The organism is Ligilactobacillus sp. JN-6 (Y).1, from assembly GCF_058111525.1.
Map to the genome: position 1 here is coordinate 1210228 of NZ_CM176599.1, position 13232 is coordinate 1223459.

The window sequence follows — 13232 nt, forward strand, 5'->3', positions numbered from 1 at the left end:
AAAAGGCCTATCTCCGGTTGAATACCGAAAACAGGTCTTAACAAGTTAAAACTTATTTAAATGTCTAACTTTTTTGTTGCACTTCAAATTGGTCATCAATTTCTGAGTTCTTTTGGTCTTAGAAAAAATCTTGTTAATGTTCAGACAGCCATGATTTGAGCAAAGTAACATATTCTTCGTGGTGCTCAACGAATGGCATGTGACGGCTATTTTGAAATAAATTCCACTTAGCGTTTGGTAAATGGTCGTACATTGTTTTAGCAACTAGCGGTGTGCAAAGGTCATCTGTTCCGTTGGTGATCAAAGTAGGAATACTGATCTCAGCTAATCTGTCTGTATATTCATAATCATGTAAAGTACCAGTAGGTGTATATTCGTTAGGGCCCCAGGCAGTCAGATAAGCTTGTTGACCATTAATTTTTTCCCGACGTAAGGGTTCAGGTGAATCTTTGGTGACGGGCGCAGTTGCATGGAGAGTCATGTAATGATCGTTAGCTGCCAAATAAGCTTGGGCAGAATAATCCCCCTTTTTTTCAGCGGTAGCGATGGCTTGTTGCTCAGCTTCAGGCAAATATTTGATCATTCGGTGTTGTTCACTTGCCCATAATTTTGTTGAAGACAAAGTGCTGGATAGTATCAAACTTTGAACTCCTTGGGGTTTTGTTTCCAGCAAATACATAATGGCTAACATTCCTCCAAAGGATTGACCTAATAAGTGGACACGATCTAAGTGCAAGTAATTGCGTAATGCGGTTAATTCAGCGATCCAAGTTTGAGCCTGCCATAATTTGGGTCGATCGGGAGCTGATGAGTAGCCGCATCCGAGCTGATCATACATTATTAATTGAAAACCAGCTTCTGCCAGGTCATCTAACATTTCAAAATAATTGTGGGATGAACCTGGCCCGCCATGTAATAGTATCAACGGAGAAGTGTTATTTTTTGCCTCACCGATAATGCGATAGTAAGTCTGATAGCTATGAAATGGCATGTAGCCTTCCGTAATTTTCATTTGCGACCTTCACTCCTCGTGTTTTTATTCTATATATATAATTTTTATTCTAAATTAAAATGATCTCATTGCCCAGGCCATTTTATTATTTGCTGAAATTGTGGTAGTTATTCAGTGAGAGTATTAACTTGCCTCTAACAGCAAATTTTCTTTCAACTGTATATTTTTGAAGCCGGCCAGTATTTTTTAACTCTGTTGGTGTGAAGATCAACTCACTATCATGTCGAACTGAGCGGTAAATAGAATATAAAACCAATAAACAAACTATCGTTAAAGGTAAACCAGCCATCACAGACATAGTCTGAATGACTTCAAAACCGCCGACAAGAACTAAACTAAAGGCGAAAAACAAGAAGACAAAGACCCAACTCATTCGATTAAAACGACTGGGTTCTTTACCGTATAAAGGTGTGCTTGTAAAAGAGGAAAGCACATAAGCAGCACCAGAAATAGTAGTTGCTAAGAAAATAAAACAAGAAATAGCATAAAAGATCAGCATTATTTTTTTAAAAGGTAAAGTTGAGATCAAAGCAACGATCACGTCTGCTTGGCTTTTGTTATTTAAAACAGCAACCAGATCCAAGGTACCGTTTTTTTGCAACCATAAACCATAACCACCTAAGACTGCATGGAACAGCAGACATCCCGTGACACCGTAAGTCAACATACCAAATAGTATCTGGCGGATCGTTTTGCCACGAGAGATACGTGAAATAAAGGTTCCCATTAGCGGCATAAAAGTCAGCCACCAGCCCCAATAAAAAATAGTGTCCTGTTGTGTCGGACTAGGTTTCACATTAGTAGAAAGTGGTATAAATTTTTGTACCAGGACTCCAAGGCTTTTTGTCCAGTCCGTGATGAGATCGCGAGTCGGCCCCGCAAATAAAATAACGAGCAAAAACGCAATGGCTAAATAAATATGAGCCATACTTAGGCGGTCGATCCCACCATTTAACCCTTTGTAGACTGTCAGACCGAGAAGAACAAAAAGAACTGAAAATATCCCTAGCTGCAACCAAATGCTGTTTGGAATGTTAGTGATAGCAGAAAAGACCGTTGAAGTCCGAGGTACCTCCATGCCAATGGAAGACCCTAAGCCGCCAATAATTCCGATCACGACAAGGAAATCGATAATAGTACGACTTAATTTTTTAACCTTACTATTTCCCTGCAAGAAAGAAAAATTATCACTCAACTTTTGTGTTGGCTTGTTTTTTCTATAGGTAACGTAGCCGATCAAAATGGCTGCCGGGGCAAACATCATCCATGCCAAAGGTCCCCAATTAAATTGAGATAGTGCACTTGAAGCGATATAGGCGGGATCAGAGTATGGCTTTAAGCCAAAGGGAGGAGTTTGAATAAACTCTAAAGGGTCAGTAATACTTAACATCATGATACTTGCATCAATACCGGTTGCGAAGACCATGGAACCCCATTTGAAATTACTATACATAGGTTTGTCGTTGGGTTTACCTAGCTTAATGTTACCGTAACGGCTGAATGCCAGCCATAGTAGAAAAATAAAATTAACAATGAAAACTAAGAGATAAAGCCAACCAAACCTAATGTTGATCCAGCTTAAGATATGTGCCAATGGTTGTTGTAAGCGGTGGCCACCGAGCATTAAAAATAAAGCAGTTAGTCCAAATAAAGCAATAACGGGTAAAAAAATGTGTTTATCTATGGCTTTATGAGATAAAATAATAGATCCTCCTTAAGATAACAGGGTGAAGTGAAGCGTTTAGAAGGCGAGCATATCGTGCTTGGAACTGATAGTGCGCATTTTGCACTATAAGGCCCAAGTAGGAAAGATGGAGAATTTTAGTAATTTGTTGAATAATTAAACTTTCCTTCATACAGTTTTAGACACACAAATAGCGTTGTTGCATCCGTCCACTGACGACTTGCAACAACGCTATTGCAACAAATTGCCGAGCTTCATCCGTAAATGAATTTCGCTTTTATTATACATCGTTAAACGTTTTTGTTAAGAGATAATAAGAAAAAAGTGATGGGATATTTTAAAATACCGTTTTCTTTTTAGATTTGGTGGAATAATGAACAGAGTGGTTGCTTTTTTACCCGTATGTTTGTTACAACATACATAGAGGGAGAAAGATATGTAGCTCCTTCAGATCATCTAAGGAGGGCTTTTTATGCGTGAGGTAAGAGGATTACCAAATGAGGATGTTAGGACGAAAATCACTGAAAGTAATGTTAGTGAGTATTATGTGGCAGATATGCTAGGTTTGAGTTTTAGTGGTTTTGAAGATTTGATGGCTCGGCCATTAAGTCCGCAAGATCGAAAAGCTGTCTTGGATGCTGTTCGTGAAGCAGAAAAAACGACGATGATCGACGCTTAGAATAAAAAATAATAATAGTTTAGATTTTGAAAGTCCTTCTTTGCAAGCAGCAAGGGAGGACTTTTTTGGCCATACTTCGATCATACTTATTATAGTTGAGGACAGAAAATAAGATCATACAAGAATTGGTTTTTAGCATAGTTTCCTAGTAAAGAAAACTAATTATTGTTTTTTACCTATGTTCCATGATATTTTAAGCGAAATATTGTAAAGTAGAGTTAATTGGTAAAATCAGACAAGATAGGTGAATATTATGAGTGATTATATTAAAGATATCCGCAATAAGGTCGGGCACATGCCTATCATTTTAAATGCTGTCGCAGGTGTGATCGTTAATGATAAACATCAGATCTTATTACAGGAGCGGACTGATACACATAATTGGAGTCTCCCAGGCGGCTACGTGGAATATGGAGAAACCTTTTTAGAGACTCTAGGACGGGAAATGAAAGAAGATAGTGGGTTGGAAGTTGAAGTAGCTGATATGATCGGTACTTTTGAACAGGGATTTACTACATATCCAAATGGAGACCAGGCTCAAGTTATTAGTAGGTTGTATCTAGTAGAGCCGGCTGGCGGAGCACTTTTACAAGAACCAACCGATGAAACTTTGAGTTTGAAATATTTTTCTTTTAGTGACTTACCACCACTCTTGAATCAACAGAATATGGATATGATCAAAGCGGCAGCAAAGTATTTCCATGAAGAATTTTAGGGATGGTTTGAACTAAATAATAAACAGAAAGATAGGCGTATGAAATAAAAATGGTAAAAAAGAAGCATCTAGCTCAATGGCAGAAGAATATGTATATGTTATGGCTTGGGAATTTTGCGACCGGAGCAGGTTCTAGTATGAGTTTGCCTTTTTTGCCCTTGTTTGTCAGTACCTTAGGAAATTTTCCTAAATGGGAATTGACCTTATATGCGGGGCTGGCTTTTTCTAGCACTTTTTTAAGTCAGGCGATAGTTTCTCCTTTATGGGGGAAATTGGCCGATAAGACGGGACGTAAGCCGATGCTGCTGCGGGCGGCGATCGGAATGACGATCACTGCGACATTGACAGGTTTTTCGACTAATGTATGGATGTTGATCGCGTTACGATTGATCCAGGGAGCTTTTTCAGGGTACATAAATAATGCATATGCTTTGATCGCAAGTGAAGTTCCTCGTGAATATAACGGTAAAACGATGGGAACTCTAACAACTGGTGCCGTTGGCGGGCAATTGATCGGACCAATTTTTGGCGGGATAATTGCTGGTGTATTAGGTTATCGGATCCCATTCTTTCTTTTTGGCGCTTTGATGCTTGTTGCTACTTTGGTAACATTATTTGGTGTTAAAGAAGATTTTACTCCTGTTGAAAGTAACAGCCAGCAAGAAAAACATAGTGTCTTTGCAGATATCAAAAACATTCATATTGTGTGGGCAATGTTTATTTCGTCAATGTTGATCCAAGCCGCAACTAATTCTATCAATCCGATAATTAGTCTGTTTGTGCGGCAGCTGATGCATGGTCGTGGTAATGTGGCGTTTGCCAGCGGTGTTGTTGCCGCCTTGCCTGGGATCGCTACACTGTTAGCTGCTCCGAGGTTGGGACAATTGAGCGATCATATTGGTGCAAAAAAAGTTTTGCTTGCTGGTCTCTTCTTATCCGGAGCTTTATTTTTCCCGATGTATTTCGTACAAACCGTCATCGTCTTAGGCGTTTTACGGTTTTTCGTTGGGATTGCTGATGCAGCCTTGATGCCTGTTACTCAAACGGTCATGTCATTAAATACACCACCGACTTCAGTTAGCCGGATATTTAGTTATAACCAGTCCTTTCAAGCTATTGGATCAGTGGTCGGACCGATGCTGGCGTCTGGTGTTGCAGGTATTTTAGATTATCGTTACGTTTTTATTATGACGACATGTTTAGTTTTGATCAATTTAAGTGTAGTAACGTGGGCATATCATAAAGACAGTTAGTGACTTAGTAGTTAGGCATTTTCCAACTTGTTTCACTCTACTTTACGAAAGGATGGATATAAGTATGAAAAAGAAGCTGATTTTGTTCGATGTTGATGGGACTTTGGTGGATAGCTATCCGTATTATGAGAAGATAATGTTAGCTACTTTACCGAAATTTGATATAAACCCAAGCCAAGCACAGCTAAGCCGTGCGTTTACTATGACTGCTAAACAAGAGACTGAGTATTTTAATATTCCAGAAGACAGGATAAATGAATGGTTTGCGGAATATGATCATGCCGCTCAGAGGGTCGAACTACAACCAGAGGCTTACCCTGAAGTGGATGCTATGTTTGAGCATCTCCTATCTGAACCCGAAGTGAAATTGGGCATCGTTACATCGCGGTCCACAAAAGACGCACAAGAAAATTTACAGTCGTTTTGGTGGTTTAAAAAAATGACATTGGTCGTCACTTCAAGTGATACTAAGCATCCCAAACCGTCGGCAGAACCAATTCAGTTTGCTTTAAATAAATTAGGCTATAAAAAAGAAGATGCACTTTATATTGGTGACGCTGATACTGATGAAAGCTCAGCTTTGCAGGCGGATGTTTCGTTTGGCGGAGCTTTATGGGGAACAGGAACCAGGGAAAACTTTAAGTCTGAACCACTGCTGTTCGATTCTCCTACTGATGTAACGCTCATCGTTTAAGTAAACGAGATATATCCTGAATAATGAGATGCTTTCTTTGTGGTAGGTGCAAAAATGGACTTCTACTATGAGGAAAGTTTTTGTATGCGATAATGTTCGATATTGATATTTGGTTAGAGTTTAAGATTATATTGTAAATGGGATACTAAAAGGTTGTTTAGTGGATGTTGAGACGGAGGAGGGATTATAATGTAACAATATTGGAGTTGGGTCCGCAAGATAAGTGATATTGTTTTTCCAACTTCAAGACTACATTGAGAAAAACGCAGTAGGGGGGTTAAACGGGCTTGTTACGTTCTGTTTTCATAGTCAAGCCACGCAAGCCCGGACTTTCCGCCTAATAGCACCCACTATCATGGCGCGAAAACCACAAGCCATAACAGCAGGTCTTGTTAGTGCTCGCTTCTTCTCGCTTGTTTTCGCTCTGTTTATAGTCGAGCTACAGCAAGCAAGAAGTTCCGCCTATCCAGCTCTAGCATCACATCGCTGAAAAGCGCGCTATAATGCCAGAGCTCGATAGTGCTCGCTTCTTCCCGCTTGCTTTCGCTCTGTGTTTTAAATTGGAGGTTTTTTTATGAAGGCAATTGTGATCGATCATTATGGTGAACCTGAAGAGTTGCATGAAATGGAACTGCCGACTCCTGAGCTTGCTGAAGATGAAGTGTTGATAGAAACTAAGGCAACGAGTGTTAACCCGATCGATTGGAAGAGTCGGCGTGGTTACTTGCAGGAAAAATATCCGTGGAAATTTCCGGTCGTGCTTGGCTGGGATATCGCAGGAGCTATTACCCAACTTGGTTCGGAAGTCACAGGATTTCATGTCGGTGATGAAGTTTTTGCGCGGCCAGATATTTATACCGATGGTACCCGAGGAACATATGCAGAATTCGCAGCGGTAAAAGCTGATAAAGTAGTCTTAAAACCTCAAAATATCTCTTTTGATGAAGCAGCAGCAATTCCTTTAGCTGGTTTAACAGCTTGGCAAGTGATAGTCGATCGTTTGCAGGTGAAAAGCGGAGACAAGGTTTTGGTTGAGGCAGGAGCTGGCGGTGTAGGCATGTTTGCCATTCAAATTGCCAAACATGTTGGAGCTTACGTAGCCACGACTGCCAGTGCACAAAGCAAAGAACTCTTAGAAAAATTAGGTGCAGATGAAGTGATCGATTATCATAAGAACAAAATCACTGATGTTTTATCTAATTATGACGCAGTGTTTGATACTATTGGTAATCTATCTGAAGGGCTAGAAATTTTGAAGCCAACTGGTCAACTGGTTACGATCGACGGGGATCCAACTGAAGAACAACAAAGTGGTAAACCTTTTGCCTCAGACTGGTGGTTACAAACAAATGGTCCGGAGTTGGAAAAACTTGCTGAGTTAGTTAGAAATAACGACTTAAAAGTCGTCATCGACAGTGTCTTTCCATTAACAACAGAAGGTCTCAGAAGTGCGCATGAAAGAAGTGAAACAGGTCATGCTCATGGCAAGATAGTTATAGAAAATTAACTTGGCAAAAAGAAATAATTATGATTTGTTCAGTGAGCTGAATATATTGTAAAAATTGAAAGCAATGCTTAATTTAGCATGGATAGCATTTAGAAATTATCACAAAATTTCTAAATGCTATTTTTATGGAATTACTAGAAAATAGTTGACATGCAAGTTGGATTTATTAGAAAATAGTTGACATGCAAGTTGGATTTATTAGAAAATAGTTGTATGTAAATTAGGTTAAGATTAAAATCGTAATTTTTAGAATTTGAAGGGAATGTTATGAATGACAAAGGCGCAAGACTATGTTGCAACTGTTAAGAAAACTATCGAGCAACGTGATCCGGAACAAACAGAATTTCAAGAGGCCGTTTTTGTCGTATTGGATACATTGGTCCCAGTGATGGAAAAACATCCTGAATATATTCAGGAAAATTTGTTAGGAAGGATCGTTGAGCCAGAGAGAGTGATCGAATTTCGTGTCCCGTGGCAAGATGATGATGGAAATTTCCAAGTTAACCGTGGTTACAGGGTACAATTTAATTCGGCAATTGGGCCCTACAAAGGCGGCCTACGTTTCCACCCGAGTGTTAGTTTAAGTACAGTCAAATTTTTAGGGTTTGAACAAATTTTTAAAAACAGTTTGACTGGATTACCGATCGGTGGAGGTAAAGGCGGTAGTGATTTTGATCCTAAAGGCAAGTCTGATAGTGAAGTCATGCGCTTTTGTCAAAGCTTTATGACCGAATTAGCTCGTCATATTGGCCCAGATCTTGATGTGCCTGCAGGTGATATCGGTGTTGGCGGACGTGAAGTTGGTTATTTGTTTGGAGCTTACAAACGGTTGCGTGGATTTGAAAATGGTATTTTGACAGGTAAGGGCCTGACCTTTGGTGGTAGTGCCGCACGTGTCGAAGCCACTGGATTTGGATTGTTGTACTATACTCAGTCCATGCTGGATGCCCATAATGATAGTTTGAAAGGTAAGAAGATCAAAATTTCCGGCTCAGGTAACGTGGCTTTATATGCTTTGCAAAAGGCAAATGAATTGGGGGCCAAAGTTTTAACTGTTTCAGATTCTGATGGCTTTGTTTATGACCCAGTGGGGATCGACTTTTCGATCGTTAAGGAGATCAAAGAAGTTGAGCGCGGACGTATCAAGGAATACGCGCAGAAAATTTCTACCGCAAAATATATAGAAGGCTCTGTTTGGGACTATGATCTCGATTATGATATTGCTTTGCCATGCGCTACGCAAAATGAGATCGCTCCTAAGCAAGCAGAATTGATGGTAAAAGAGCACGTAAAGTATATTTGCGAAGGTGCCAATATGCCGAGTGAACCGGAAGCAATTAAGGTTTATAGTGCAAATGGGATTTATTATGGTCCGGCCAAGGCTGCTAATGCAGGCGGCGTGGCAGTTTCGGCACTTGAAATGAGTCAAAATAGTGAACGTTTGTCGTGGAGTTTTGAAGAGGTCAATAGAAAACTTGAAACCATTATGCATTATATCTTTAGTAAATCAGAAAATGCTGCCAAAGAATATGGTGTAGAAGGTAATTATCAAGCTGGAGCCAACATTGCTGGATTTGAAAAAGTCGCAACAGCGATGATGTCTCAAGGATTAGTTTAATAGAGTAAACAGGCTTTTATTACACTCATAGTGATAAATTCAAAAACCGTTAGCTACAGGAATGATCTGTAAACTAACGGTTTTTCTATAATTTTTTGAGTTCAGCGGCAACTATTTTTTGTAGAGCCTCTTTAGTTTCATTTGCACCGAATAAGGGACTACCCGGTTCTAAGCCCCTGCCTTTGGCGAGTTTAATGGCAAAAGATCAAAGCCAAAAAGTGGAAAAGATTCAGTATATGAATCACGTCCCAATATAATTTGGGCTCTACAGTCTAATAGTAGGATTGTGCATACTTTTTGTTGGCTTATTGCAACTCTAATTTACTGGATCTCCATGACTAAATTAAGCGATTTTTTAAGATAGATAAATTGTGCGCAATTTATTTTTTAAAAATTGAATCTCTTAGTTGATAGAATGGTACTAATTATAATATGATTAACTCAGTTTAGGATAATATACCATCGTAGCAAAAAAAGACTGTAATGCGCATCTCTTAAGCGGCTTGTTACGGCTCTGTATTTAGTCGAGCTACGAAACTCAGACAACTCTGCTTATCAACTTAGACCTCATAGTGCCAAGACCGCACTATAAGGTTTAAGTCCGATAATGCTCGTTGTCTTTCGAGTTTCTTCGCTCTGTGTTCATAGTTAAGCTCCAGCAAGCAAGAAGTTGCGTCTATCGAGCTTCTTCCCGCTTGCTTCCGTTCTGTGTTTTTTAGTTGAGCTCCGTGAAGCAGAAAGTTCCGCCTATCCCAGTCTAACCACACAGCGCCAAGATCGCTCTATAGGGTTAGACTACGATAGTGCTCACTTTCTCCCACTTCACTCTGCTCTGTTTTTAGTCGAGCTGCGCATGGCAGAAGGTTGCGTCTAACCAACTTTCACACTACAATGCTGAAAGGCGCATTATAGTGTGAAAGTCAGGTAGTGCTCGCCTTCTGGATGTCATGCTGCGCTTTGTGTTTTTAATTGGAGGAATTTTGATGAAAATTGTAGTTTTGGATGGGTATGCTTTAAATCCGGGTGATATTGATTGGTCGCCTTTAAAAAAAGTTGGTGAGTGTGAGATTTATGATCGAACTTCATTTACCGATCAGAAAGAAATCTTGAGCAGGATCGGTGATGCACGTATAGTTTTGACAAATAAAACTCCCATAAATGAAGAAATAATTAAAAGTGCTCCTAACTTGGAATATATCGGAGTATTGGCAACTGGCTATAATGTGATCGACGTGGCTGCCGCAGTTAAAGCTGGGATCTCCGTCACAAATATCCCATCGTATGGTACACAGGCTGTGGCACAGTTTACCTTCGCTTTACTGTTAGAGATCACAAGTCATGTCGGATTGCACGATCAATTGGTTCATGAAGGTAAATGGTCAAGTAACCCTGACTTTAGTTTCTTTGCTAAACCGTTGACTGAATTGCAAGGAAAGACACTTGGATTAGTCGGCTACGGTAGGATCGCCCAAAAGGTTGCTGAGATCGGCCATGTGTTTGGAATGCAAGTAATTTTTTACAACCACCGTACAAAAGAAATTAAAAAAGATTGGCTACAACAGGTAAGTTTAGACGCTCTATTAAAGAAGTCTGACGTTTTGAGCTTGCATGTCCCGCAAACTCCAGATACTACTGAAATGATCAATAGCTCTTCTTTGAAAAAAATGAAAGACACTGCTATTTTGCTCAATACTGCCAGAGGTGGGCTACTTAATGAACAAGATGTCGCAGATGCTTTGAATAGCGGGCAAATCGCTGCCGCTGCTGTTGACGTTGCACAGCACGAACCATTGAATGAAGACAGCCCTTTGTTAAAAGCAAGTAACTGTTATATTACTCCACATATTGCTTGGGCACCGCAAGAAACAAGAGCTCGTTTATTAGGGATCGCAGTTGATAATTTAACCGAATTTCTAGCGGGCCGGAAGAAAAATGTCATTAACAAATAAAAATTAGGTCAAAATGCCAAGGAACTTTCTTTATATTAAAGTTCACTTGGTTATTTTATTGCAAAAAGTCAAAAAATATTTGACTTTTATTGACTAAAATAAGTTAAATTTTACGGTTTGACCTCTTTAAGTGCTTATATGTCGGCATTTATGCGAATTATATAACATAAAACCCCAAGTTTGACTAACTTTGATCAATGGTGTATTATATAAAATGTAAAGAAGGAAAGGGGAACTAAATAATATGAATAACGAATTAGCAAATAACTTGAATCAATTGATGAACATCGGTGATAGCTTCTTTGGAGACTTTGGTGAACCATTCCTTACAATGGACTTAGCGAATAATATGAAGAGCGATGTCACTGAGACTGACAAAAGCTATCAAGTAACAGTTGATATACCTGGTGTCGATAAGGATGATGTTGATCTTTCATATGATAAGGATGTCTTGAGTATTAAGGCTAAAAGGGATTCTTCGCTTGATCGCAAAGACGAAAAAGATAATGTTATAGCAAGTGAACGTTCATATGGTGAATATGTACGGAATTATCGCTTGCCAAATGTCGATGCTGATGAGATCTCAGCTAAGTCCGACAATGGTGTATTAACGATAGATTTGCCAAAAGCAGAAAAGAAGGAAACCGGTCATAAGATTGAAATTGGGTAAAAGCAATTGCTTGATCGGAAGAACAGAATAGCACAAAAAAGCCAGCGAGATAATTCGCTGGCTTTTTTGTTTTGGATTGTTAAACTAAGTGAACTGACTAACAGGTTTGAAGGTGAGAACATTAAAATAAAGGTAATATCAGGGGCATTTTCTTTGTGATATTTGCCTCCTTTGGTAAAATTAAATTAAAGGGGGGAGGTTGTTTTGTTGATCAGGCCTTTAGAAAGACAAGACCCTAAGGATGTGCATGGTGTCCGTAACGAACAAGATACCATGGCTTATTGGTTTGAAGAGCCATATGAATCTTATGATGAGTTAGAAGAATTATATGATAAACATATACACGATACACATGAACGTCGCTTTGTGATCGAAGAAGCAGGCGAGTTTGCAGGAGTAGTAGAATTAATGAATATTGATTACATACCACGAACATGTGAGATCCAGGTCATCGTTTTGAGTAAATTTCGTGGTAGAAAACTAGCACAACAAGCAATGGAAAGTGCCTTGGAACATGCCTTTTATATTTTAAATATGCATAAGGTTTATTTATTCGTGGATACTGTAAACAAACCGGCGATCCATGTTTATAAGAAGCTGGGTTTTCAGTTGGAGGGAACTATGAGAGAGCAATTTTATGCTCGTGGTAGTTATCGCGACAGCTATTTTATGGGTATTTTAAAACATGATTTCATGAGAGATTGACAGCATTAGTAATGGCTTAGGCTGTGAAGCAAAGGAGTTGAGTAAATGACACATGACTTAGATAGTGATATTATGGGATATAAGTTATTGGTGGATTTTCCTGACTTTGCTCTTTATGCCGATGAACATGATAATGTAGTACAAAGATATAGTATGGATATGGTCGCAAAATATGGCTTCGAAGATAAGAAGTATAAATTTTCGCCCGAAATGATGGCATATCTAAAAAATTATATTAACCAGTACAAAAGCGCCGAGCTGGAAAAGAAACCAATTATCAAACGTTACATCAAACAACAGTTTTTGAATAGGTAGATAATTAGTTTAAGGACATTTGAGTTGATAGTAGAAGTGAAAGGGTATTAGTTGATGGCTAGTGCTTTATTTTGCTTTGTGAAAATTGACCGAATATTTTGAAAAGTTTCATTTAAAAGGACTATACTGGAGATAAAGGAGGGGATTTTTTGGCAAAAAATGATTTGATTGCAGAGTTTCAGGATTATGATCTATATGTAGGACCTAAACGTAAGATCTTGAAAAAGTATCATGCGGATCAGAAAACGGCAGATAGCTCTTATCAATTATCGTTATTAGATTTTAGTAATCTAATGGGGCAAATTCGGCGTTATAATGCTGACCAAGAAAAAGATAATGCTGAAGAAGAACTAAGTACGTTGCAAGATAAAATAGAAAGTCGCTTTTTACAAAAAAATAATCAAGTGTAAAAGCTATTATTAATTATGAGA

General features: G+C 38.9%; 13 protein-coding genes. 11 read left to right on the top strand and 2 right to left on the bottom strand.

Translation table 11 applies throughout. From position 1 onward, the window contains the following. Positions 1 to 133: 133 nt before the first annotated feature. Together pepI and AC3XNE_RS05630 are read right to left on the bottom strand one after the other, a co-directional pair. The gene (pepI, locus tag AC3XNE_RS05625; protein ID WP_489833333.1) at positions 134 to 1012 is read right to left on the bottom strand and encodes a proline iminopeptidase; all 879 of its coding nucleotides are present in this window, start codon (positions 1010 to 1012) and stop codon (positions 134 to 136) included. 85 nt (positions 1013 to 1097) lie between these two features. Further along, positions 1098 to 2717 carry a BCCT family transporter gene (locus AC3XNE_RS05630; protein ID WP_489833376.1) on the bottom strand — a complete coding sequence of 540 codons (1620 nt, stop codon included), beginning with the start codon at positions 2715 to 2717 and terminating at the stop codon, positions 1098 to 1100. 451 nt (positions 2718 to 3168) lie between these two features. Here AC3XNE_RS05630 and AC3XNE_RS05635 point away from each other — a divergent pair, with 451 nt between their 5' ends. From AC3XNE_RS05635 to AC3XNE_RS05685, 11 genes are all read left to right on the top strand, one after another. Then, positions 3169 to 3375, top strand: coding sequence for a hypothetical protein (locus AC3XNE_RS05635; protein ID WP_489833335.1), 207 nt, complete (start codon positions 3169 to 3171; stop codon positions 3373 to 3375). A gap of 253 nt (positions 3376 to 3628) precedes the next feature. After that, positions 3629 to 4090, top strand: coding sequence for an NUDIX hydrolase (locus AC3XNE_RS05640; protein ID WP_489833336.1), 462 nt, complete (start codon positions 3629 to 3631; stop codon positions 4088 to 4090). A gap of 50 nt (positions 4091 to 4140) precedes the next feature. Further along, positions 4141 to 5343 carry an MFS transporter gene (locus AC3XNE_RS05645; protein ID WP_489833338.1) on the top strand — a complete coding sequence of 401 codons (1203 nt, stop codon included), beginning with the start codon at positions 4141 to 4143 and terminating at the stop codon, positions 5341 to 5343. A 64-nt stretch (positions 5344 to 5407) separates the two neighbouring features. Continuing rightward, the gene (locus AC3XNE_RS05650) at positions 5408 to 6037 is read left to right on the top strand and encodes an HAD family hydrolase (protein ID WP_489833339.1); all 630 of its coding nucleotides are present in this window, start codon (positions 5408 to 5410) and stop codon (positions 6035 to 6037) included. Between the two features lie 574 nt (positions 6038 to 6611). Beyond that, on the top strand, positions 6612 to 7544 hold the full coding sequence (locus AC3XNE_RS05655) for an NADP-dependent oxidoreductase (protein WP_489833340.1): 933 nt from the start codon (positions 6612 to 6614) through the stop codon (positions 7542 to 7544). A 271-nt stretch (positions 7545 to 7815) separates the two neighbouring features. Then, complete coding sequence (gdhA, locus tag AC3XNE_RS05660; protein ID WP_489833341.1) at positions 7816 to 9162, top strand: NADP-specific glutamate dehydrogenase; 1347 nt, start codon at positions 7816 to 7818, stop codon at positions 9160 to 9162. 983 nt (positions 9163 to 10145) lie between these two features. Further along, a complete protein-coding gene (locus tag AC3XNE_RS05665) occupies positions 10146 to 11111 on the top strand; it encodes a D-2-hydroxyacid dehydrogenase (RefSeq protein ID WP_489833342.1) in 966 nt (321 codons plus the stop codon). Positions 11112 to 11355: 244 nt separating this feature from the next. Continuing rightward, positions 11356 to 11781 (top strand): Hsp20/alpha crystallin family protein, encoded by a 426-nt coding sequence (locus AC3XNE_RS05670; RefSeq protein WP_489833343.1) that lies wholly within the window; start codon positions 11356 to 11358, stop codon positions 11779 to 11781. 204 nt (positions 11782 to 11985) lie between these two features. Continuing rightward, entirely contained in the window at positions 11986 to 12486 is a 501-nt protein-coding gene (locus AC3XNE_RS05675; RefSeq protein ID WP_489833344.1) for a GNAT family N-acetyltransferase, read from the top strand. A gap of 45 nt (positions 12487 to 12531) precedes the next feature. Then, positions 12532 to 12801 (top strand): hypothetical protein, encoded by a 270-nt coding sequence (locus AC3XNE_RS05680; RefSeq protein WP_489833345.1) that lies wholly within the window; start codon positions 12532 to 12534, stop codon positions 12799 to 12801. A gap of 149 nt (positions 12802 to 12950) precedes the next feature. Continuing rightward, complete coding sequence (locus AC3XNE_RS05685; protein WP_489833347.1) at positions 12951 to 13211, top strand: hypothetical protein; 261 nt, start codon at positions 12951 to 12953, stop codon at positions 13209 to 13211. Positions 13212 to 13232: the final 21 nt, after the last annotated feature.

Excerpts from the sequence above, each read along its gene's own strand:
- pepI (WP_489833333.1), bottom strand. The coding sequence starts at position 1,012 with ATGAAAATTACGGAAGGCTACATGCCATTTCATAGCTATCAGACTTAC.
- AC3XNE_RS05635 (WP_489833335.1), top strand. The coding sequence starts at position 3,169 with ATGCGTGAGGTAAGAGGATTACCAAATGAGGATGTTAGGACGAAAATC.
- AC3XNE_RS05640 (WP_489833336.1), top strand. The coding sequence starts at position 3,629 with ATGAGTGATTATATTAAAGATATCCGCAATAAGGTCGGGCACATGCCT.
- AC3XNE_RS05645 (WP_489833338.1), top strand. The coding sequence starts at position 4,141 with ATGGTAAAAAAGAAGCATCTAGCTCAATGGCAGAAGAATATGTATATG.
- AC3XNE_RS05650 (WP_489833339.1), top strand. The coding sequence starts at position 5,408 with ATGAAAAAGAAGCTGATTTTGTTCGATGTTGATGGGACTTTGGTGGAT.
- AC3XNE_RS05655 (WP_489833340.1), top strand. The coding sequence starts at position 6,612 with ATGAAGGCAATTGTGATCGATCATTATGGTGAACCTGAAGAGTTGCAT.
- gdhA (WP_489833341.1), top strand. The coding sequence starts at position 7,816 with ATGACAAAGGCGCAAGACTATGTTGCAACTGTTAAGAAAACTATCGAG.
- AC3XNE_RS05665 (WP_489833342.1), top strand. The coding sequence starts at position 10,146 with ATGAAAATTGTAGTTTTGGATGGGTATGCTTTAAATCCGGGTGATATT.
- AC3XNE_RS05670 (WP_489833343.1), top strand. The coding sequence starts at position 11,356 with ATGAATAACGAATTAGCAAATAACTTGAATCAATTGATGAACATCGGT.
- AC3XNE_RS05680 (WP_489833345.1), top strand. The coding sequence starts at position 12,532 with ATGACACATGACTTAGATAGTGATATTATGGGATATAAGTTATTGGTG.